The 18,268-nt window shown below is 70.0% G+C and carries 20 protein-coding genes; 11 read left to right on the forward strand and 9 right to left on the reverse strand.

Translation table 11 applies throughout. The features are described from left to right. The first annotated feature begins 6 nt into the window (after positions 1-6). A complete protein-coding gene (locus tag ACGFNU_RS42850) occupies positions 7-708 on the forward strand; it encodes an NAD(P)-dependent oxidoreductase (protein ID WP_392602379.1) in 702 nt (233 codons plus the stop codon). A 361-nt stretch (positions 709-1,069) separates the two neighbouring features. On the opposite strand, the gene ACGFNU_RS42855 is transcribed toward ACGFNU_RS42850, so the two are convergent. The 4 genes from ACGFNU_RS42855 to ACGFNU_RS42870 form a co-directional block, all read right to left on the reverse strand. Continuing rightward, positions 1,070-1,258 carry a DUF397 domain-containing protein gene (locus ACGFNU_RS42855; RefSeq protein WP_392602380.1) on the reverse strand — a complete coding sequence of 63 codons (189 nt, stop codon included), beginning with the start codon at positions 1,256-1,258 and terminating at the stop codon, positions 1,070-1,072. Then, positions 1,255-2,133, reverse strand: a complete 879-nt coding sequence (locus ACGFNU_RS42860; RefSeq protein WP_392602381.1) for a helix-turn-helix domain-containing protein — start codon at positions 2,131-2,133, stop codon at positions 1,255-1,257. The genes ACGFNU_RS42855 and ACGFNU_RS42860 overlap by 4 nt, the downstream gene beginning before the upstream one ends. Before the next feature lie 289 nt (positions 2,134-2,422). Further along, positions 2,423-3,919 (reverse strand): MFS transporter, encoded by a 1,497-nt coding sequence (locus ACGFNU_RS42865; protein WP_392602382.1) that lies wholly within the window; start codon positions 3,917-3,919, stop codon positions 2,423-2,425. Positions 3,920-4,017: 98 nt separating this feature from the next. Further along, entirely contained in the window at positions 4,018-4,728 is a 711-nt protein-coding gene (locus ACGFNU_RS42870) for a DNA polymerase beta superfamily protein (RefSeq protein ID WP_392602383.1), read from the reverse strand. Positions 4,729-4,848: 120 nt separating this feature from the next. On the opposite strand from ACGFNU_RS42870, the gene ACGFNU_RS42875 reads away from it, so the two are divergent. Then, positions 4,849-5,457 (forward strand): SigE family RNA polymerase sigma factor, encoded by a 609-nt coding sequence (locus tag ACGFNU_RS42875; protein WP_392602384.1) that lies wholly within the window; start codon positions 4,849-4,851, stop codon positions 5,455-5,457. Between the two features lie 13 nt (positions 5,458-5,470). Here ACGFNU_RS42875 and ACGFNU_RS42880 read toward each other — a convergent pair whose 3' ends face one another. Beyond that, positions 5,471-5,662, reverse strand: a complete 192-nt coding sequence (locus tag ACGFNU_RS42880; protein WP_392602385.1) for a DUF397 domain-containing protein — start codon at positions 5,660-5,662, stop codon at positions 5,471-5,473. Next, positions 5,659-6,465 (reverse strand): Scr1 family TA system antitoxin-like transcriptional regulator, encoded by an 807-nt coding sequence (locus ACGFNU_RS42885; protein ID WP_392602386.1) that lies wholly within the window; start codon positions 6,463-6,465, stop codon positions 5,659-5,661. Before ACGFNU_RS42885 ends, ACGFNU_RS42880 begins: the two co-directional genes overlap by 4 nt. 102 nt (positions 6,466-6,567) lie before the next feature. On the opposite strand from ACGFNU_RS42885, the gene ACGFNU_RS42890 reads away from it, so the two are divergent. Then, complete coding sequence (locus ACGFNU_RS42890) at positions 6,568-6,927, forward strand: ATP-binding protein (protein ID WP_392602387.1); 360 nt, start codon at positions 6,568-6,570, stop codon at positions 6,925-6,927. 43 nt (positions 6,928-6,970) lie between these two features. On the opposite strand, the gene ACGFNU_RS42895 is transcribed toward ACGFNU_RS42890, so the two are convergent. Together ACGFNU_RS42895 and ACGFNU_RS42900 are read right to left on the reverse strand one after the other, a co-directional pair. Beyond that, entirely contained in the window at positions 6,971-8,167 is a 1,197-nt protein-coding gene (locus ACGFNU_RS42895; RefSeq protein WP_392602388.1) for an MMPL family transporter, read from the reverse strand. A gap of 28 nt (positions 8,168-8,195) precedes the next feature. Next, a complete protein-coding gene (locus ACGFNU_RS42900; protein WP_392602389.1) occupies positions 8,196-9,122 on the reverse strand; it encodes an MMPL family transporter in 927 nt (308 codons plus the stop codon). Between the two features lie 148 nt (positions 9,123-9,270). On the opposite strand from ACGFNU_RS42900, the gene ACGFNU_RS42905 reads away from it, so the two are divergent. Next, entirely contained in the window at positions 9,271-9,999 is a 729-nt protein-coding gene (locus ACGFNU_RS42905; protein WP_392602390.1) for a TetR/AcrR family transcriptional regulator, read from the forward strand. Between the two features lie 99 nt (positions 10,000-10,098). Here ACGFNU_RS42905 and moeZ read toward each other — a convergent pair whose 3' ends face one another. Beyond that, entirely contained in the window at positions 10,099-11,280 is a 1,182-nt protein-coding gene (moeZ, locus tag ACGFNU_RS42910) for an adenylyltransferase/sulfurtransferase MoeZ (RefSeq protein WP_392602391.1), read from the reverse strand. Between the two features lie 243 nt (positions 11,281-11,523). Between moeZ and ACGFNU_RS42915 the strand changes: the two genes are divergently transcribed. From ACGFNU_RS42915 to ACGFNU_RS42945, 7 genes are all read left to right on the forward strand, one after another. After that, a complete protein-coding gene (locus tag ACGFNU_RS42915) occupies positions 11,524-12,363 on the forward strand; it encodes a hypothetical protein (RefSeq protein WP_392602392.1) in 840 nt (279 codons plus the stop codon). Beyond that, positions 12,363-13,766 carry a S8 family serine peptidase gene (locus ACGFNU_RS42920; protein WP_392602393.1) on the forward strand — a complete coding sequence of 468 codons (1,404 nt, stop codon included), beginning with the start codon at positions 12,363-12,365 and terminating at the stop codon, positions 13,764-13,766. Before ACGFNU_RS42915 ends, ACGFNU_RS42920 begins: the two co-directional genes overlap by 1 nt. 111 nt (positions 13,767-13,877) lie before the next feature. After that, positions 13,878-14,651 carry a hypothetical protein gene (locus ACGFNU_RS42925; protein ID WP_392602394.1) on the forward strand — a complete coding sequence of 258 codons (774 nt, stop codon included), beginning with the start codon at positions 13,878-13,880 and terminating at the stop codon, positions 14,649-14,651. Next, on the forward strand, positions 14,645-15,820 hold the full coding sequence (locus ACGFNU_RS42930; RefSeq protein ID WP_392602395.1) for a S8 family serine peptidase: 1,176 nt from the start codon (positions 14,645-14,647) through the stop codon (positions 15,818-15,820). Before ACGFNU_RS42925 ends, ACGFNU_RS42930 begins: the two co-directional genes overlap by 7 nt. A gap of 158 nt (positions 15,821-15,978) precedes the next feature. Then, positions 15,979-16,698 carry a hypothetical protein gene (locus tag ACGFNU_RS42935; protein WP_392602396.1) on the forward strand — a complete coding sequence of 240 codons (720 nt, stop codon included), beginning with the start codon at positions 15,979-15,981 and terminating at the stop codon, positions 16,696-16,698. Continuing rightward, positions 16,692-17,927: a S8 family serine peptidase gene (locus tag ACGFNU_RS42940; protein ID WP_392602397.1), complete on the forward strand. Its 1,236-nt coding sequence runs from the start codon at positions 16,692-16,694 to the stop codon at positions 17,925-17,927. The genes ACGFNU_RS42935 and ACGFNU_RS42940 overlap by 7 nt, the downstream gene beginning before the upstream one ends. Next, complete coding sequence (locus tag ACGFNU_RS42945) at positions 17,911-18,219, forward strand: MGMT family protein (RefSeq protein ID WP_392602398.1); 309 nt, start codon at positions 17,911-17,913, stop codon at positions 18,217-18,219. The genes ACGFNU_RS42940 and ACGFNU_RS42945 overlap by 17 nt, the downstream gene beginning before the upstream one ends. Positions 18,220-18,268 lie beyond the last annotated feature (49 nt).

An 18,268-nucleotide genomic window follows, 5' to 3' on the forward strand; every position in this document is an offset into this window, starting at 1 on the left:
AGACGGATGAAGCTGGTCGTGTTCGGAGCCAACGGTCCCACCGGCCGGCTCGTCACCCGGCAGGCGCTCGCCGAGGGCCACGCCGTGACCGCGGTGACCCGCGATCCCGATGCCTTCCCGATCCGCGACCCGCGGCTGCGCGTGGCCGGTGCCGACGCGCTGGACGCGGCGCGGGTCGACGGGGTGGTGGCCGGGCACGACCGCGTGATCTCCACGCTCGGCGTCCCGTACACCAAGGAAACGGTCACCATCTACTCCCAGGGCGCGCGCAACATCACCGCGGCGATGGCCCGGCACGGCCTGCGGCGGCTGGTGTGCGTGACCTCGATCGGCGTGCACCCCGAGCTGCCGCCCGAGGAGAAGCTGATCTTCCGCAAGGTGATCGGACCGCTCCTGCTGGCGATGGGCCGCCCGCTGTACGAGGACGCGCGGCGCATGGAGGACATCGTGCGGGCCACCGATCTCGACTGGACCATCGTCCGCCCGTCGGGACTGTTCGACACCGAGACCGTCAGCGACTACCGCGTCGCGGTCGAGCCGCAACGACTGCCCGGGATGTTCACCTCTCGCGCCGACCTCGCCGATGCCTTGGTGCGTGAAGCCGTCGACGACCGGCACGTGCGGACCTGCATCGAAGTGATCACCACGCGGGGCACCCCCGGCTACGCCCGCGTGTTCCTCAAGGAGGCGCTGCGTATCGGCAAATGAGCGCACATCGGCAAGCATGCCCACAGGACCGTGCCCACAGGACCGTGCCCACAGGATCGTGCCCACAGGATCGTGCCCGCAGGATCGTGCCCGCAGGATCGTGCCCGCAGGGCCGCGTCGGATCTCCGCAGGCCGCGGCGACGCGGGTCCTCCGCACCGCGCCGCCGCGGGTCCTGGGGATACTGAGCTGGATCTGATGCAGTTCAGGTATCTCGACAGTGCAGCCAGTGTGGCCCGGAGTGAGATAGATCACAAGGACTTTCCGTAACTTCGCGCTCACTCTCATGACATGTCGGAGGGCCGGAACCCGGAGGGGGTTCCGGCCCTCTGGCCGCGAGGTCCGCCGGTTCACCTGCCGGCGTCAGTGGTCGAAGGCGCCTCGCTTGGCACGTGCCACGAAGGCCGTCCACTCGGTCGCGGTGAACCGCAGCTGCGCGGCCCGGTCCTTGGAGTCGCGGACGGCGACGAGGTCGGGGACGCCGGCCACCTCCACGCAGTTGCCACCGCCGCTCTGGCTGGCGGTGCGCCAGGCGAATCGATCGGAGATCATTGTTCCTCCGTATGGTCCGGCAGCTCCTTCGCTGCCTGGGTGAGTAGTTCGAGGCTCTCGTCCTCGGTCAGGGCCGCGTCGTGCAGCCGTTGGTAGAGCTCGTCGTACGGCGCCACCTGTTCGGCCTCGGTGAGCACGAGGTCGGCGTCGACCGTCTCGATCGCGACCACCGTCGGATCGTCGGGGTCGGCGTAGGTGTAGGCGGAGAACGCCGAGCCGGGCAGCGAGTAGCCCGCGATCAGGGCGTTGACCGGCAACACGCGGAGCGAGACGCGCGGCGACTCGGCCGTGTGCCGCACCAGGTGCTCGAACTGGGCGCGGGCGACGGCGGGCGGTGCGGCGGGGCGGCGCACCGCGAGCTCGTCGATGATGACTTGGTAGGTGGGCCCCCCGGGCCGGCGCAGCATGCGCTGGCGGCCGGCCCTGCCCTTGATGACTCCCCGGACGTCAGCCCGGCCGGGGCGCAGCGCGTTGAGGGCCTCGGCGGCGGCCTGGGTGAACTCGGGGATCTGGAGCAGACCCGGCAGGTAGGTCTGCTGGTATTCGCGGATGGTGACGGCGCCTGCTTCGAGATTGGCGTAGAGGGCCTGCCGCTCGCCCATCGCCCTGATGTCGGACTCCCACCAGCCCTTGGCCGCGGCCTCCTGGGCGATGGTGACGATCTTCGTCCACCGCTCGCCGTCGACCTGCAGGACGTCCAGGAGCTTGATGATGTCGTTCTGATCGGGCGCGATGTGCCCGTTCTCGAGCCGGCTGAGCTTGGTCCGGGCCTCGCCGATCTTCTTGGCGAGCTGCTCGTGGGTGAGCCCGGCGTCCTCGCGGAGCGCGCGGAGCTCGATGGCCAGCCGACGGCGACGTACGTAGGGGCTAATCATGCCGGTCTCCCGAACCAGGGTCGAGTGTGAACCGTGCAAGACCTGCGTGCGTTTGCGAGCGTACGCCGTGCGACCGCACTCCGTAACCGGAACCTGACAGATTTCGCGGCCCAGACTCCGATCGTTTCGTTTGTCAGGTCGGCTGTCGGACGATGATGGTGTGGTCAGGGGGCTTCTGGGGCGTGGGTATCGACAGTGGGGGCAGCGACAGTGCGGGCAGCGACCGTGCGAGCCGGGACAGTGAAGCCGGGCCCGGTCGCGCCTCCGGGCCCGGCAAGTGATCGGCCGGTCAGCTCGTGGCCGACTCCAGGCGCTCGCGTTCGGCCTCGATGCGGGCCTCGTGCTCGGCGGCGGCCGCGCGGGCGGCGGCCGGACGCCAGTGGCCGCTCATCGTGAAGATGAACGCGATGAAGACGACGACGCCGGCGATGCAGATCCACCACCAGGTCTGCCACTGGTCGGGAGATTCGGCCGCGGCCTTCTTGATCTCGGCGAGCTCGCGCAGGATCGCGGGCGGCGGGGGAGAGCCGTCCTTGGGGACGAGGGCGAGCACGGCGGGCGCCTCGACGAGCTTGGTGACCGTGTCGACGATGAACGGGACGAGGAAGAGCGACACCGCGACCGTCGTGCGCAGGATCGTCGCCCAGACCGCGAGCCCGGTCGCCATCAGCGCCGGGTTGTGCCGTTCGACCGCCTCGGTGAACGCGGCCATCCAGGCCGTGTAGGCGACGCCCATGCACGCCGCGATCAGCGACATCACGACGGCGAGCGTCGTGTAGCTCGTGTCGGGACGGTCGGTCAGCACCAGGAAGTAGATGAGCAGCGGCAGCAGGGCCACCGCGGCGGCCAGCATGAACGGTTTGCGGACCAGCACCCGGTCGGAGGCGAAGCCGGTGAGGACGAGCGCGGCCAGGTTGACGCCCCAGTACCACTGGTTGATGCCGTTCGCCTCGTCGGTGCTGAGTCCGAAGATCGTGGTCAGCACGATGGTCGAGAACGCCACCACCGAGTAGTAGAAGAGCAGGAACACCGAGACGGCCGTGGCGGACCCGATGAGGTCCCAGCGGATCATCTGCCGCCATGGATCGCGCTGGGCGGCGGCCACGTCGATGCCCTCGGCGCGCGCTTCGAGGACGACGCGGTCGCGTTCGCTGACCATGAGCTGGGCGCGCAGGGCGGGGCTGAGCTCGCGCAGCCAGAGCAGCGCGACGACGAACATCACCAGGCACGCGATGCCGGAGACACGCACCTGACCCTGCCACGAGGACAGGTGTTCGAGCGTGCGGCGGGTGACGATGGCGACGACCAGGCTGCCCGCGACGGGGCCGATCGTCCAGAAGCCCATCGCCTTCGCCCGGCCGAGCTGCGGCGAGAAGTCGCGCACGAGCGCGGGCGTGGCGACCAGGATGACGCCCTCGACGAACCCGATGACGATGAACACGATGGCGAAGGTGGCCTTGTTGGGCATCGCCGGGATCACGAACGTCGTGAGGACGCCGACGACCAGCAGCCCCCAGATGACGAGGTTGGCGCGGCCGATGCGATCTGAGAGGCCGCCCACGTAGGACGCGACGGCGCCGAGGATGTTGGCGACCACGATGACGTTCACGTAGTAGGTGAACGACATGTCGTAGTGCCGCAGGAGCAGCGGCGACACTCCGCCGGGCTCGTACTGGACGTAGTAGAGGACGATCGTGCTGAGCACGACCAGCGCGAGGTAGCGGATACGGGCGGGCTGTTCGGGGAAGTGGGCGAGCTCGCGGTCCAGGAGTCGGCGGGTGGCCATGCTTCTCACCTCTGTCCGGGTGACGACGGGATCCCCCGAGAGACAGGTGATTGCAGAGTAGAATTCTGTTCTAAAAGGAGCAATCCACTGGATTGTCCCTAACCAGAACTCCGGTCGGCCGGAACGGAGTAATGGGCGGCGCGGACGGCGTGCAGCCATCGCTCGACCGTCTGCTCGTCGGGCCGGTCGGGCAGCGGCGTCCGGATCCGGTCGATGCGCTCCTCGGCGGCGGCGAGCATCGCGCGCGCCTCCTCCACGCCCCCGTCGGCCACCCGCTCGCCGAACGAACGGAACTTCTCCGGGTCGTCCACCCGGATCTGGAGGTGCCCGGTGGCGTAGAGCAGCTCGCCCTGGGTGACCAGGCGGTAGAGGTGCCGCGCGTGCTTCGCGGTCCGCTTGCGCGTGTCGGCGGAGAACGAGCCGTCGCCGCGATTCTCGAGCCGCTTGAACTGCGCCACCGCATACCCCAGATAGGCGTCGCGCACCCTCCCCGCGGACAGGAACGACGTGCGGATGCCGATCAGATCCTCGCCGAGCGGCGTCCGGACCTCGTAGCAGTCGTCCGGCAGCCAGGCCAGCTCGGTCGCCGTGGGGTTGCAGCCGAGCGCCAGGCCCGCCCACTTGCCCGCCTCGTGCAGCGTGACGTCCGGGTCGTTGCTGACCTTGCTGGCCTTCTTGCCGATCGGCAGGTGCAGCCCATGGAACTGCTCGGTCGGAGCCGCGTACACCCCGAGCCGATCCACGTCCGACTCGGGCGTGGCCAGCCCGTACGCGGTCGATCCGACGATCCCGGACAGCAGCACGTTCATGGATCAAACGTGGCATACCGCCGGGTGGCCCGCGACCTCATTTCCGTGGCCCGTGACGCGAGGCGCCACCCGCGGCGTCTTTGGGTGTAGAGAACGACGGACGACGCTTTGGGAAGGCCGATGGCCAAACATCCGAACGGGTTTCAAGAATTCGCCGCCGCGCGCAGCGCCGGCCTCTTCCGGACCGCGTGCCTGCTCTGCGACGACTGGCATCTGGCCGAAGACCTGGTGCAGACGACGCTCGGCAAGCTGTACGCCTCATGGCGGAAGGTTCAGCGCGCGGACAGCCCCGAGGCCTACGCCCGCACGGTTCTGACCCGGACCTTTCTGTCTCACGTGCGCAAGCGCAGCAGCCACGAAACGCCTCGGGAAAGGCTGCCGGACTCGGCGGCGGCGGAGCCCGACCAGGCTCTCCGCATGACGCTCCTGAACGCGCTGGCCGAGCTCCCCGTGCAGGACCGCGCCGTGCTGGTCCTCCGGTACTGGGAGGACCAGAGCGTCGAGGACGTCGCCGGCCGTCCGGCCATCGCGGTGTCACGCGGCTACGGTCAGCAGTTCCTCCTGGACCCGGCCACCTACCAGATGGTCGCCCAGCGAACCGTCAGCAACGGCCACAACACCCCGATCTCAAAGACCGCCGGCCCCGCACCCAAGGCCCCGGTAGGCACCGTCACCTACTCCCTGACCCGCCTCATAACCAAGATCGTGGACCGCGCAGGCCAACGATGATGATCTCTCGCGATCACGCCAGATGGTCGCGGAGTCCGTTCAGCAGGGTTCGACGCGTGACGACAAGAACGCCGCCCTCAGGATCCTTGCTGTCACGGACGCCGACACGGTCTCCGAGATCCGCGAGCTCGACGCACTGCCCGCCTGAGTCACCGCTGTAGCTGCTCTTACGCCAGTTCGCGGAATGGACTTCGATGCCGCTCAAAGATCCTCCAGCACTGCCTGGATCACTGCCACCGTCTCGTTGACGGAGAGGGCTTCAGACCGGATCCGATCAAACTCCACCTTAAGGTCTTCCACCTCCTCGTGCCGTGCAAGAGGCCGCCCGTAGGTGCGCACGCTGTCTACGTACGCGATGTCTGGCTCGTCGGCGAAGCTGAAGAGGGTGAAAGCACCACTCGGATGGATGCAGGCATCTATCGGCACGACCTGGATGGTGATGTTGCGGCGTTTACCCAGGTCGAGTAGGTATCGAAGTTGTCCGCGCTGGGCTTCCGGATTACCGATGGGACGGCGCAGGGCCCACTCGGAGACGAGGACGAGCACCCAGGGCGGGCGTTTGCGGGCCAGAACCAACTGTCGGCTGAGGCGGGCGGCTACGGCTTCATCGAGTTCGTCGCCCTCGTAACGCGAGCTGAGGATCGTTCGCGCATAGGCCTCGTTCTGCAGCAATCCTGGAACGTCGAGCGGGTCGAATACGCGGACGCAGGTTGCCTTGCGTTCGAACTCGACGTAGGGCCGAAACCACAGCGGGATGCCTTCTTCGGCGGCGAGTTCTTGGAGGTCTTCGAACTCCTCGTCCAGTTCGAAGAGGACGTCGAAGCGCCTGGACATGTCGGGGGTGGCGGTATTGACGCCGGTCTCGATTTTGGAGATGAGGTCGCCGGTGCAGAAGACCTTCTCGGCGAGCTGTGGTTGCGACCAGCCTTTCTTGTCGCGGTACTTGCGGAGGCGGTGGCCGTAGTGGGTCTTGGCCGACTTCGTGGGCTGGAGCTTCTTGCGGTTCATCGAGTCGGCCCCCGGTTCTGTCGAGCCATGTCGAGTCGGTTCCAGGACAGAGAGTAGTCATCCGGTCGCAGAGTCGAGGTCGATATCCGAAAGGGAGCGACCATGGACTTCACTCTCGTGCTCGAACCGGCGCCCGAGGCGGCCAAGGCGGCACGTGATCTTGTGGCGGAGGCGTTCGGGAAGTGGGGGCTGGAGTCGTACGAGGCGCGGCTGGTGATCACCGAGCTGTTCAGCAACGCGGCGCGGGTGTCGGGGGAGCCCGTGGTCGTGCGGGTGGGAAGAGCGCGGGGGAAGGTTCTTCTGGAGGTCTGGGATCAGAGTGATGAGCCGCTTGTCCTGCGGGCGGCCGGGCCCGAGGAGGAGGGCGGGCGAGGGCTCTTCATCATCGATGATCTGGTGGCGGAGTGGGGCGTCCGGCCGCTGGACGGGGGTGGGAAGGCCGTGTGGGCCGTGATGGCATGAGGGTGGGGCGAGGGCCGTGTGCCCTCGCCCCATGTGGTTCATGTCAGACGCCTGCGGGTTCCAGGGTCTTGGCCGGAGCTTCGTCGGACTCGCGGATGCCGTAGCGGCTGTAGAGCTTCGCCAGGCCGGGCGGGGCCCACCAGTTGGCGCGGCCCATCAGGCGCATGGTCGCGGGAACGAGGATCGCGCGAACGATCGTGGCGTCCACCAGGAACCCGATCGCCATGATGACGCCGGTCATCTTGATGAACGTGATGCCCGAGGTCGAGAAGGCCCCGATCACCACGATGAAGAGCAGGGCCGCACTGGTGATGATGCCGCCGGTGCGTTGCAGGCCGATGGCCACCGCCTTGGTGTTGTCGCCCGTCAGGTCGTACTGCTCGCGGATGCGGGAGAGGAGGAAGACCTCGTAGTCCATGGAGAGGCCGAAGAGCATCGCCAGCATGAGGATCGGCATCGCGGGGGCGATGGAGCCGGTGGCGGTGAAGTCGAGCGCTCCGGAGAGATTGCCGTCCTGGAAGATCCAGACCATCGCGCCGAACGCGGCGGAGAGGGAGAGCAGGTTCATCACGATGGCCTTGAGGGGCAGGACCACCGAGCCGAAGGCCAGGAAGAGCAGGACGAACGTCGCCACGCCGACGGTGAGGGCCAGCCAGGGGAGGGTCGCGCCGATGCTGTCGAGCTGGTCGACGATGTCGGCGGAGGGGCCTCCGATGAGGGCTGTGGTTCCCGGGGGTGCGGGCACGTCGCGGACACGTTCGACCAGGGCGCGGGCCTCGGCGGAGGCCGGGTCGGGCTGGTAGAGCAGGGCGATGCGGGCGGTGCCGTTCTCGGCGCCCGTGACGGTCGCGGACGTGATGCCGGGGGTCGCCGCCAGGCGGTCGGTGTAGGTCTTGATCGAGGTCGCGTCGCCGGTGACCACGGCTTCGATCGGGCTCGTGGCGTTGCGCGGGAAGTCGCTTTCGAGTGTTTCGGCCACGACGCGGGCGTCCGTGCCGGTGGGCAGGACCTTGGCGTCCACGCCGCCCCAGTTGATGCCGAGGAACGGGGCGCCGAGCGCGAGGATGATCGTGGTGGCCGCGACGGCGTAGCGGACGGGCCGGCGCATGACGCTGTGGCCCAGGCGGAGCCAGCGGTCGCTGGTGCGGGCCGGACGCTTCTTCCGGCGGATCGAGACGGCGTTGACGCGCGGGCCGAGCACCGCGAGCAGCGCGGGCAGCACGGTGAGCGCGGCGACCATGCAGACGAGGACGGTCGCGATCCCGCCGTTAGCCCATGGAGACCAGGAAGTTCTGGTCGAAGAGCAGGAGGCCCGCGAGGGAGACCGCGACGGTGACGCCCGAGACGGCGACGGTGCGTCCGGCGGTGGACATCGTGGCGGCGATGGCGTCCTCGGTGGAGCCGGTGCGTTCGAGCTCCTCGCGGAACCGGCCCACCACGAACAGGCCGTAGTCGATCGCCAGGCCCATCCCCAGGAACGTCGTGATGTTGATCGCGAAGATCGACACGTCGGTGGTGTAGGTGAGGGCGTGCAGGGCGGTGAACGAGCCGAGCACGGCCAGGCCGCCGATGAGCAGCGGCAGGCTCGCCGCTACCAGGCTGCCGAAGATGATGACCAGGAGGATGAGCAGGACGGGCATCGCCATGCCCTCGGCGCGCGCGATGTCGGCGGAGACGCGTTCGTTGACGGCGGTCTCGGTGCCCTGCTGCCCGCCGACCTTGGCGGTCAGGCCGCCCGGTGTCCTGGTGAGGTCGTCCGCGATCGCGTCGTAGTTCTTCTCGCGGGTCTCGGCGTCGGCGCCGGCCAGCTGCAGGACGGCGTACGTGGCGGTGCGGTCCTTGCTGACGAGCTGCGGCGACTTGGACTTCCAGTAGGTGGTGGCGCCCGCCGTCTTCCCGGCGGGAATCGCGGCGAGGGCCTGATCGACCGAGCGCTGGTACGCGGGGTCGTCGACCGTCCGGCCGTCGGTGCTCTTGTAAAGGACGACCACGTCGGCGCCGTCCCGCCCGAGGGCGCGCTCGGCGGTCTCGGCGGCGCGGGCGCTCTCGCTGCCCGGCGTGTCGAAACCGCCCGCCGACGTGAGGGCGCCGAACACGCCCGTGCCCCAGACGGCCATGAAGACGACCGCGATGAGGGACAGGCCCAGGATCGACCGCCGTCGCCGGTGTACGAGGCGGCCCCAGCTTTCGAACATCGTGTGCTCCCCTGACGCTGAGTTACTTGCGCTAACATACATGAATGCCGTTAACTGCTTACGGCGTTAACTTTGCATGCAGGGTTCACTTCCGTCAAGGGTGTTTTTGGGGAATCATTCGAGGCGTCTAGGAGAAGGAGGTCGCACGGTGGCGGAGTCACGGCGCGACAGGCTGCGCGCGGCGACCATGCGGGAGATCTCCGAGACGGCCCGGCGCATCCTGGTCGAGCAGGGGCCCGAGGCGGTCACGCTGCGCGCGATCGCGCGCGAGATGGGCATGACGGCGCCGGCGCTCTACCGCTACTTCGGCAGCCACGGCGAGCTGCTCCGGCATCTGGTCGGCGAGATCTTCACCGAGCTCACCGAGGAGCTGCACAAGGACATCGCGGCCGTCCCCGGCGGCGACATGAGCGGCAAGTTCCTGGCGGCCGCCCGCTGCTTCCGGCACTGGTCGCTGGCCCATCGCCGCGAGTACGCGCTGCTCTTCGGGGCCCCGCTGCCCGGCCTCGGCCACCAGGAGCAGATGGACTTCGCCGAGGAGTGCGCGCGCCAGTTCGGCCGGACGTTCCTCGTCCTCTTCCTGGAGCTGTGGCAGAAGCGCCAATTTACGATCATGACCGACGAGGAGATCGATCCCGGCCTGCGCGAGCAGCTGCGCCGCTACCGGGACGAGGCGCTCGGCGTCGACCTGCCGCTGGGGGTCATCCAGCGGTTCCTGCAGTGCTGGGTCCTGCTCCAGGGCAGCGTCAGCCTGGAGGTCTTCGGGCACCTCGACTTCGCCCTGAACGATCCGGAGCCGATCTTCGAGCTCATGCTCGTCGATATCTCGCGGGTGCTCGGCCTGACGTACGCCCCGCCCCGCCGAGGGCCTGCGTGAAACGCGCAACGCCGACCCGACGCGCCGGGACGGGGCGTCCCGGGCGCGTCAGGCCGGCGATGGCCGTGGTGCTGTTCGGTTCTGTGGTGCCGCTGAGTTCTAGTACTGCGGGAGGCTCGGGTCGATCTGGTTGACCCAGGCGACCACGCCGCCGCCGACGTGCACGGCGTCGGCGAAGCCCGCGTTCTTGACGACCGCGAGGGCCTCGGCGGACCGCACGCCCGACTTGCAGTGCAGGACGATCTTCTTCTCCTGGGGGAGCTTCTCCAGCGCGGAGCCGTTGAGGAACTCGCCCTTGGGGATCAGCGTCGCGCCCGGGATCGAGACGATCTCGTACTCGTTGGGCTCGCGCACGTCCACCAGGAAGATGTCGTCACCGCGGTCCTGCATGGCCTTCAGGTCGTGCACCGAGATGGTGGAACCCTTGACGGCCTCGGTGGCCTCCTCGGAGACCGCGCCGCAGAACGCGTCGTAGTCCTCCAGGAGCTCGGTCTGCGTCGGGTTCTTGCCGCACAGCGGGCATTCGGGGTCCTTGCGGACCTTCACGTTGCGGTAGCTCATCTCCAGGGCGTCGTAGACGGTCAGCCGCCCGACCAGCGGGTCGCCGATGCCGGTGATGAGCTTGATCGCCTCGTTCACCTGGATGGAGCCGATGGACGCGCACAGCACGCCGAGCACGCCGCCCTCGGCGCAGGACGGCACCATGCCGGGCGGCGGGGGCTCGGGGTAGAGGCAGCGGTAGCACGGCCCGTGCTCGGCCCAGAAGACCGAGGCCTGGCCGTCGAACCGGTAGATCGAGCCCCACACGTACGGCTTGCCGAGCAGCACCGCCGCGTCGTTGACCATGTAGCGGGTGGCGAAGTTGTCGGTGCCGTCGACGATCAGGTCGTACTGGGCGAAGATCTCCAGCACGTTGTCGCGGTCGAGCGAGGTGTTGTGCACCTTGATGTCGATCAACGGGTTGATCTCGCGCACCGTCTCGGCGGCGGACTCGGCCTTGGGCTTGCCGAGGGTCGACTGCCGGTGGATGATCTGGCGCTGCAGGTTGGACTCGTCCACGACGTCGAAGTCGATGATGCCCAGGGTGCCCACGCCGGCGGCCGCGAGGTACATCAGCGCCGGTGAGCCCAGGCCGCCCGCGCCCACACACAGGACCTTGGCGTTCTTGAGGCGCTTCTGCCCGGCCATCCCGACGTCGGGGATGATCAGGTGTCGCGAGTAACGATTGACCTCGTCACGGGTGAGCTCCGCTGCGGGCTCGACCAGAGGTGGCAACGACACGGTGAGTGCTCCTGTGTTGACGCGGTGCTCTTACGGGCTCAGGTTCACGGGGCGGGACGCCTTTGTCCTCCGAGCGGTCCTTCAGCCCACAACCCTGCCATGCCGCGTGGCATTCCCGAACGTCAGCCCGCGTCTCGCGGCGGGAACGCGGTGGAAATGCAAGGGACGCCAGGGGTTGGGGCCTTCGCCGGACCTGTCCTGTGGAGGGCGGAATGTAGCGATCCCCCGATAACCTTGTTGGTTGTGGCGTTCCAGCCCCCCTCCCACCAGCCGCCGGTCCAGCCGGGCCCACCGGCGGGCCACCTGGTGGAACCGACGCACCGCCCCGGCGTCGTGCTCGGCCTGCGCGCCCGGCAGTGGATGGTCGTCGCCATCGTGCTCGCGTCCGTCTACCTGATGGTGACCGCGGCGGCCCTCACCGGCGCCTGGGCGACCCTCAACAGGGAACCGACGAACGCCGAACTCAAGCGTGCCGCCGCCACCGAGGTCGCCCGCCGCTGGCAGACCTGGCCCGCCGGGCGGATCTTCCCCGAGCGGCTCTCGTACGCCACGACACAAGGCGGGCACAGCGAGTTCGCGGGGCGGCTCGGCATCGTCCCGGGCACCGACTGCGAGCCCGCCGTCGACTCGGAACTGGGGGCGATCCTGCGCAGGCACGGCTGCCGCGCGGTCCTGCGCGCCACGTACGCCGACCAGCTCCAGGGCGTCGTGATCACGGTGGGCGTGGTGGTCTTCCCGGACGCGTGGGCGGCCGACCGGGCGTACAAGGAGATCCCGGAGTCGACGCCGGTCAACGCCAAACGTTCGCTGGGCGTGCGGCCCGCGCTGCGCGCCGCCGCGTTCCCGGGCACGGCGGGCGCGAGGTTCAACGACGCCGCCCGGCAGGACCGGAGCTCCGACCGCGGCGGCCCGTACGTGGTGCTGACCACATCGGGCCAGTCCGACGGCCGTCCCGCGACCGCGATCACCAAGGTGCGGCCCGGTCTGCCGTTCGAGTCGGCGCCGCAACTCGGGCATCAGGTCGCCAAGGCCCTGTCCCAGCAGTCGCTGCCGGACTGCTCCGGCAGCGAGTGGAAGTGCTGATGGGGGTCCGGAGAGCCGCGGCGGCACTGGTGGCCTTGACGATCGGCGCCGCGCCCCTGCTCGCGCCCGCCCCGTCCGCCCACGCGGACCAGATCCGTCAGCTGCAGGGCGACGTTCTGGAGACGCTCTCCGTCCAGGCCGCATGGAAGCAGACCCGGGGCGCCGGGGTGACCGTGGCGGTCGTCGACTCGGGGACCGACCCGAAGCAGCCCGACCTCAGGGGCTCGGTCATCACCGGCCCCAACATGATCGCCGACGTCGACCGGGGCGCGAAGCCCAAGCGGCTGCACGGCACCGCGATGGCCGCGCTGATCGCCGGGCACGGCCACGGCCCCGGCGGCGGCTCCGGGATCATCGGGATAGCGCCGAAGGCCCGCATCCTGGCGATCCGTGCCATCGCCGAGGAGGAGGACGCCAGCTACGGGCGCTACAAGTCCGACAGCGAAGGCGACGGGGTCGCCGACGGCATCCGGTACGCGGCCGACCACGGCGCCGACATCATCAACCTCTCCCTCGGCCAGTACGAGGAGGAGCGCGACGAACGCGAGGCCATCGGCTACGCCATCAAGAAGGGCGTCGTCGTGATCGCCTCGGCCGGCAACGACGGCGACCGCAAGCGCAAGCTCGACAGGGACGGCTTCGCGCCGTACTCCTACCCGGCGTCCTATCCCGGCGTGATCGGGGTGGCCGCGACCACGCCGGGGCACGACCGCGCCAAGTTCTCCAACCGCAACTACTCGGTGGTCGTCGGCGCCCCTGGCGACGACATCGTCTTCGGCCTGCCGGGCGGCGAGTACGGCGTCGGCGCCGGAACGAGCCCGGCCAGCGCGATCGTGTCCGGGGTCGCGGCGCTGATCCGTTCGAAGCACCCCAAGCTGCCGCCCGCGCTGGTCGCTCAGGCGCTCGTCGACAGCGCCAAGAACGGCCCGTCCGGCAAGTACAACCCCGAACTGGGCTTCGGCGAGGTGAACGCGGTCCGCGCCCTCTCCGCGGCGAACACCCTGACGACGCCGCGCGGCGGCCTGGCCGGAAAGGCGGGCGGGCAGCGGTTCGGCGAGGGCTCGCCGCCCGGACCGGTCGCGATCATCGACCGCCCGGCCTGGCTGCGCCCGGTCATCGGCACGATCGTCGTACTGGGCGCGGGCGGCGCGGCGGCGGCCGTGGTCATCTCAGTGGCCCTGCACCGCCGCAACCCGCGCCCACAGGCCCCCTACGAGCCCGTACTGCCAGCCGGATACCCGTCCGGCCCGCCAAGCCCATACCCGTCCGGCCCACCAGGGCCATACCCGCCCGGCCCGCCAGGCCCATACCCGCCCGGCCCGCCAGGCCCATACTCGTCCAGCCCGCCAGGCCCGTTCCCAGCCGGGCAGCCGGGCCCGTACCCGTCCGGCCCGCCGGGTTAGTACTCGCCCGGCCCGCCAGTACCCCTACCAGGCTGCGCTGCTGGGGCGTCTGGGCGGTCGCGGTGGCCAGGGGCATTCTTACTGGCGGCTTTCTCAGCTACGCTCCGCTCCGTGCGCGTCCAGATCTCATCCCCGGACCTCGAACCGGAACCGGAGGAGCCGGGATCCCATGGCACGGCGCGCCCGCGGCTCACGCCCCTGCTCGCCGGGCTCGCCGCCGCGTGCAGCCTCGCGGTGCTCGTCCCCATGGCGGTGCGGCTGGCCGGTGAGCTCACCCGCGAGCCGACGGCCGCCGAGCGCCGGAACGCCGCCACCAGGGAGATCGCCCGCCGCTACATGACCTGGCCGTCGGGCCGCGTCTTCCCCGAGCAGATCCCCTACACCCTGGACGTCGGCGGCGACGAGACCGCCCGGCGCGTCGGGATCTCCCCGGACACCCGGTGCGAGACCGCCGTGGACCCGCAGCTCGGCGCGTCCCTCGGCAGGCACGGGTGCCGGGCCGTGCTGCGCGCCGTCTACCTCGACGAGCCGCAGGGCCTGGCCATCGCGGTCGGCGTCGCGGTGTTCCCCGACGAGCCCGCCGCCCGCGCGGCCGCCGCCGGGTTCCCGGCCCGGAATCCGAGGCCGGGCCTGCGCACGGTGCCGTTCCCGAACTCGGTGACCGCCCGCTTCGCCGACTCGGCCAGGCAGGCCGCCGCGGTACGGCAGCGCGGCCCCTATGTGGTCGCGGCCACCGTCGGCTACGTGGACGGCAGGCCGGTCGTGCGCGGCGCGAAACGGCAGAACGACCTCTTCGCCTTGGCGCCGCAACTCACCGTCGCGGTCCTCAATCCGCTCACCGCCCCGATCCCGGTCGACTGCGACTCAGGGGCGTGGACATGCTGAGACATCTCGCGGCTACGGGCGCGGTGGCTTTCCTCGTCCTCCCGGCGCTCCTCGCCGCTCCCGCCCGGTCGGACGAGATCCGCGACCAGACGGCGCCGGTGATGGAATCGATGAACGTTCCGCGCGCCTGGGAGCTCTCCAAGGGCTCCGGGGTCACGGTCGCCGTGCTCGACTCGGGCGTCGACCCGTCCCAGGCCGACCTGACCGGCTCGGTGACCGTCGGCCCCGACTACACCGAGGGCGCCAACCCGCCCGGCGCCGAGCCCCGGCGCCTGCACGGCACCAACATGGCGTCGATCATCGCGGGCCACGGGCACGGCCCGGGCGGCGGGGACGGCGTGCTGGGCATCGCCCCCCAGGCCCGCCTGCTGGCCCTCCGCGTGATCGTGGAGAACGACGAGCCCGGCTACTCCTCGTTCGTCAACGACGAGCGCTACGAGGACACGATCGCCCGCGGCATCCGCTACGCCGTCGACAACGGCGCCGACGTGGTGAACCTGTCGCTCGGCCGGTCCGCCGCCACCAAGGCCGAACGCGAGGCCGTCGCGTACGCGCTCAGCAAGAACGTGGTCGTCGTGGCCGCCGCGGGCAACGCGGGCGCCACCGAGAAGGCCCGCCGCACCGGTCACGCCCCGTTCTCCTACCCCGCCTCGTTCCCGGGCGTCATCTCCGTCGCCGCCGTCGACAAGGACGGCGCGCACGCGGGCTTCTCCAACCGCAACTCCTCGGTCGTCATCTCGGCGCCCGGCGTGCGCGTCATCGGCGCGGGCCCGGGAGACCAGTACTGGATCGGCGACGGCACGAGCCCGGCCACCGCGTTCGTCTCCGGCGTCGCCGCGCTCATCCGCTCCCGCCATCCGGGGCTGGCGCCCGCCCTGGTCACCCAGGCGATCGTGACGGGCACCCGGCACCGCCCGTCCGGCGGCTACGACCTCGGCGTGGGCTTCGGCGCCGTCGACGCGCACGCCGCCGTCACCGAGTCCGACCGCCTCGCCGCCGCCCGCCTGACCGGCCTCGGCCTGCCCGCCGCGCAACCCTTCGGCAGCGGCGAGACGGGGCCGATCCGCGTGGTCCACCGCGACGGCGACCTGATCGTCACGTCCGCGGGAACCGCCACCCTGGCCCTGGCCATCCTGGTCTTCTCGCTCGTATTGGTCCTCCGCCGCTGACGCAAAGCGACACTGCCCCGCGACCTTAGCGAGATCAGCGCTCGGTTGAATCGACCGTCGTGTCCGAAGTATCCGAAACATCTGAAAAGCCGGAATGTCTGGAAATGCCAGCCGCGAATCCGGCCCCGGCTCCCGTCCCGGCCAAACGTCGCCGGTTCATGGCGTTCAGCCTGGCATTGCTCGGCCTTGCCGCCATCATTGGCGGCAGCGTCGCGATCGTCGCGGATCTGACCCGCGAGCCGACGCGCACGGAGATCAAGGAGGCGGGCGCGAAGGAGATCGCGATCCGCTGGCAGAACCTCAAGGTCGCCGATATCTTCCCGCCCACCTTCGAGCACGGACCTATCTACGCCGGGACGCCGTCATGGGCCGAGGGCGGCAGAAACGACACCCCGGTGCAGCGGATCCGCCGGGTGGCCGTGGTGCCCGCCGCGCCTTGCGGAGACGCGTTCGATCCCAAGGTCGCGGAAGCCCTCGGCCGACATGGGTGCCGCGCCAGCCTCAGGGCGACCTATGTGGACGCCACCGGCACGATGGCCACCACGCTCGGTGTGGCGGTGATGGCCGATGAAGACGCGGCGTCGAACGCCTACTCCGCCCTCGGCTCGCTGCGGGACCGCGAGGGAGTACGGGCGGTGCCCGCCGCGGGAACGGGCACGGAACGGTTCGATGACACCCGGCGCCGGTTCTTCCATGTGGGCACCAACCAGACGCCGTATCTCTTCTTCCGCACGAGCGGCTGGCTGCTCGACCGGGGCCGCGTCGACCGGAACCGTATGTTGGAGACGTTTCCCTTCGCGGACGTGGCGCTCGGCCGGGTGATGCGGCGGTTCTCCACGATGGACGCACCCTGCCAGAGGAAAGACATCGCATGCTGACCCGCCGGATCGTGGGCTCGCTGGTCGCGACAACGGCGGCCGCGGGGATGACGGTCGTGCCCGCGCCCCCCATGACGGGCCCGGCGCAGGCGAACTCGTACGCGGGTGCCCGAGCGAATCCGTACGTCCAGCCGCACGCCGGGCCGCGCGGGTGGGAAGTGGATCTGGTTCGCGACTTCGCGGAGGCGCACCGGGTCACCCGTGGCAAGGGCGCCACCATCGCGCTGCTCTCGTCCGGGGTCGCACGGGACGTATCCGCGCTCTCGGGCGCGCTCGAAAAGGAGAAAGACCTCGTCGGCCTGCCCGAGGCGAAGAGACTGAACGGTACGCTCATCGCCTCGTTGATCGTTGGAACCGGCCGGGGCGACGACTCGTTGTTCGGCATCCGCGGATACGCGCCCCGGGTGAAGCTGCTGCCCGTGCGGATCTACCCGGACACCGAAGATCCGGGCGAGGACGCCTGGCGGCCGGAGAACGGAGGCTGGGACGGGATCATGGCCACGGGCATCCGCTACGCGGTGGACCGTGGAGCCGACGTGATCGCCGTCGACGAGTACGTGGCCGCCCGCGGCGACCGGACCGAGGCCGCGGTGTCCTACGCGCACCAGAAAGGCGTCGTGGTCGTGGCCGCCGGCGGGGATCAGACCGTCGAGCAGCCGGGGCACCCGCAAGGCCTGCCCGGCGTCATCTCGATGGGCACGTTCATCGGGGATATGCGGCGGGACAGGAAATGGACCAAGGCGAATACCGGCATCCTGGTCAGCGCGCCGGGCGTCAAGCATCCGACCACCGGTCCCGGCGGCCGTCCATGGACCATGTGGGGCACACGACCTGCGCTGGCGTGGGGTGCCTCCACCGCCGCTCTCGTCAAGGCCGAATACCCCGAGCTCACGTCCGCCCAGGTCGTGCACGCGATCGCTGTGTCGGCGCGGCATCCGAAGGGGAAGGGGCGGTATGACACCGACTTGGGGTTCGGGGTCGTGAATCCTGCGGGAGCGCTCAAGGAGGCCGGGCGGATCTCGAAGAGACCCTTGAAGGTCACGGGTGAGTCGGCGGTGGCCGATGGCTCGCACTTTGGTGGGAACCGGGCCGGGAAGGTCAAGGCGGTGCCGTATGACTGGACCTGGCTCGGTGGGTTCGGGGGGCTGGTGCTGGTGGGGCTGATCTTGATCGGAGTGGCGATCCGGGTCTTGCTGCGGCCAGAATCCAGGGATGCGACCCGAGCCTGACGAGTACGCGGAGATGGTGCTGGACGCGGTGGAGCGGATCCCCGAGGGGCAGGTCATGTCCTACGGTGACGTCGCCGAGCTGGTCGGCGTCGGCGGGCCGCGGCAGGTCGGGCGGGTCATGTCGCTCTACGGCGGCGGGGTGCCCTGGTGGCGGGTCGTGCGCGCCGACGGGCGGCCCGCGGAGGGGCACGAGGTGCGGGCGTTCGAGGAGTACCGCGTGGAGGGGACGCCCGTCCGCCCGGACGGCCGCCGCGTCGACATGCGCCGGGCGCGCTGGGACGGGCTGGGCTGACCGCTCACAAATCGCGGCTGTCACTCCTATCGAATATCTTATCGAACGC

The organism is Spirillospora sp. NPDC048911 (genome assembly GCF_043198015.1).
GTDB lineage: Bacteria > Actinomycetota > Actinomycetes > Streptosporangiales > Streptosporangiaceae > Spirillospora.

Excerpts from the sequence above, each read along its gene's own strand:
- ACGFNU_RS42850 (WP_392602379.1), top strand. The coding sequence starts at position 7 with ATGAAGCTGGTCGTGTTCGGAGCCAACGGTCCCACCGGCCGGCTCGTC.
- ACGFNU_RS42855 (WP_392602380.1), bottom strand. The coding sequence starts at position 1,258 with ATGATCTCCGATCGATTCGCCTGGCGCACCGCCAGCCAGAGCGGCGGT.
- ACGFNU_RS42860 (WP_392602381.1), bottom strand. The coding sequence starts at position 2,133 with ATGATTAGCCCCTACGTACGTCGCCGTCGGCTGGCCATCGAGCTCCGC.
- ACGFNU_RS42865 (WP_392602382.1), bottom strand. The coding sequence starts at position 3,919 with ATGGCCACCCGCCGACTCCTGGACCGCGAGCTCGCCCACTTCCCCGAA.
- ACGFNU_RS42870 (WP_392602383.1), bottom strand. The coding sequence starts at position 4,728 with ATGAACGTGCTGCTGTCCGGGATCGTCGGATCGACCGCGTACGGGCTG.
- ACGFNU_RS42875 (WP_392602384.1), top strand. The coding sequence starts at position 4,849 with ATGGCCAAACATCCGAACGGGTTTCAAGAATTCGCCGCCGCGCGCAGC.
- ACGFNU_RS42885 (WP_392602386.1), bottom strand. The coding sequence starts at position 6,465 with ATGAACCGCAAGAAGCTCCAGCCCACGAAGTCGGCCAAGACCCACTAC.
- ACGFNU_RS42890 (WP_392602387.1), top strand. The coding sequence starts at position 6,568 with ATGGACTTCACTCTCGTGCTCGAACCGGCGCCCGAGGCGGCCAAGGCG.
- ACGFNU_RS42895 (WP_392602388.1), bottom strand. The coding sequence starts at position 8,167 with ATGGTCGCCGCGCTCACCGTGCTGCCCGCGCTGCTCGCGGTGCTCGGC.
- ACGFNU_RS42900 (WP_392602389.1), bottom strand. The coding sequence starts at position 9,122 with ATGTTCGAAAGCTGGGGCCGCCTCGTACACCGGCGACGGCGGTCGATC.
- ACGFNU_RS42920 (WP_392602393.1), top strand. The coding sequence starts at position 12,363 with ATGGGGGTCCGGAGAGCCGCGGCGGCACTGGTGGCCTTGACGATCGGC.
- ACGFNU_RS42930 (WP_392602395.1), top strand. The coding sequence starts at position 14,645 with ATGCTGAGACATCTCGCGGCTACGGGCGCGGTGGCTTTCCTCGTCCTC.
- ACGFNU_RS42935 (WP_392602396.1), top strand. The coding sequence starts at position 15,979 with ATGGCGTTCAGCCTGGCATTGCTCGGCCTTGCCGCCATCATTGGCGGC.
- ACGFNU_RS42940 (WP_392602397.1), top strand. The coding sequence starts at position 16,692 with ATGCTGACCCGCCGGATCGTGGGCTCGCTGGTCGCGACAACGGCGGCC.
- ACGFNU_RS42945 (WP_392602398.1), top strand. The coding sequence starts at position 17,911 with ATGCGACCCGAGCCTGACGAGTACGCGGAGATGGTGCTGGACGCGGTG.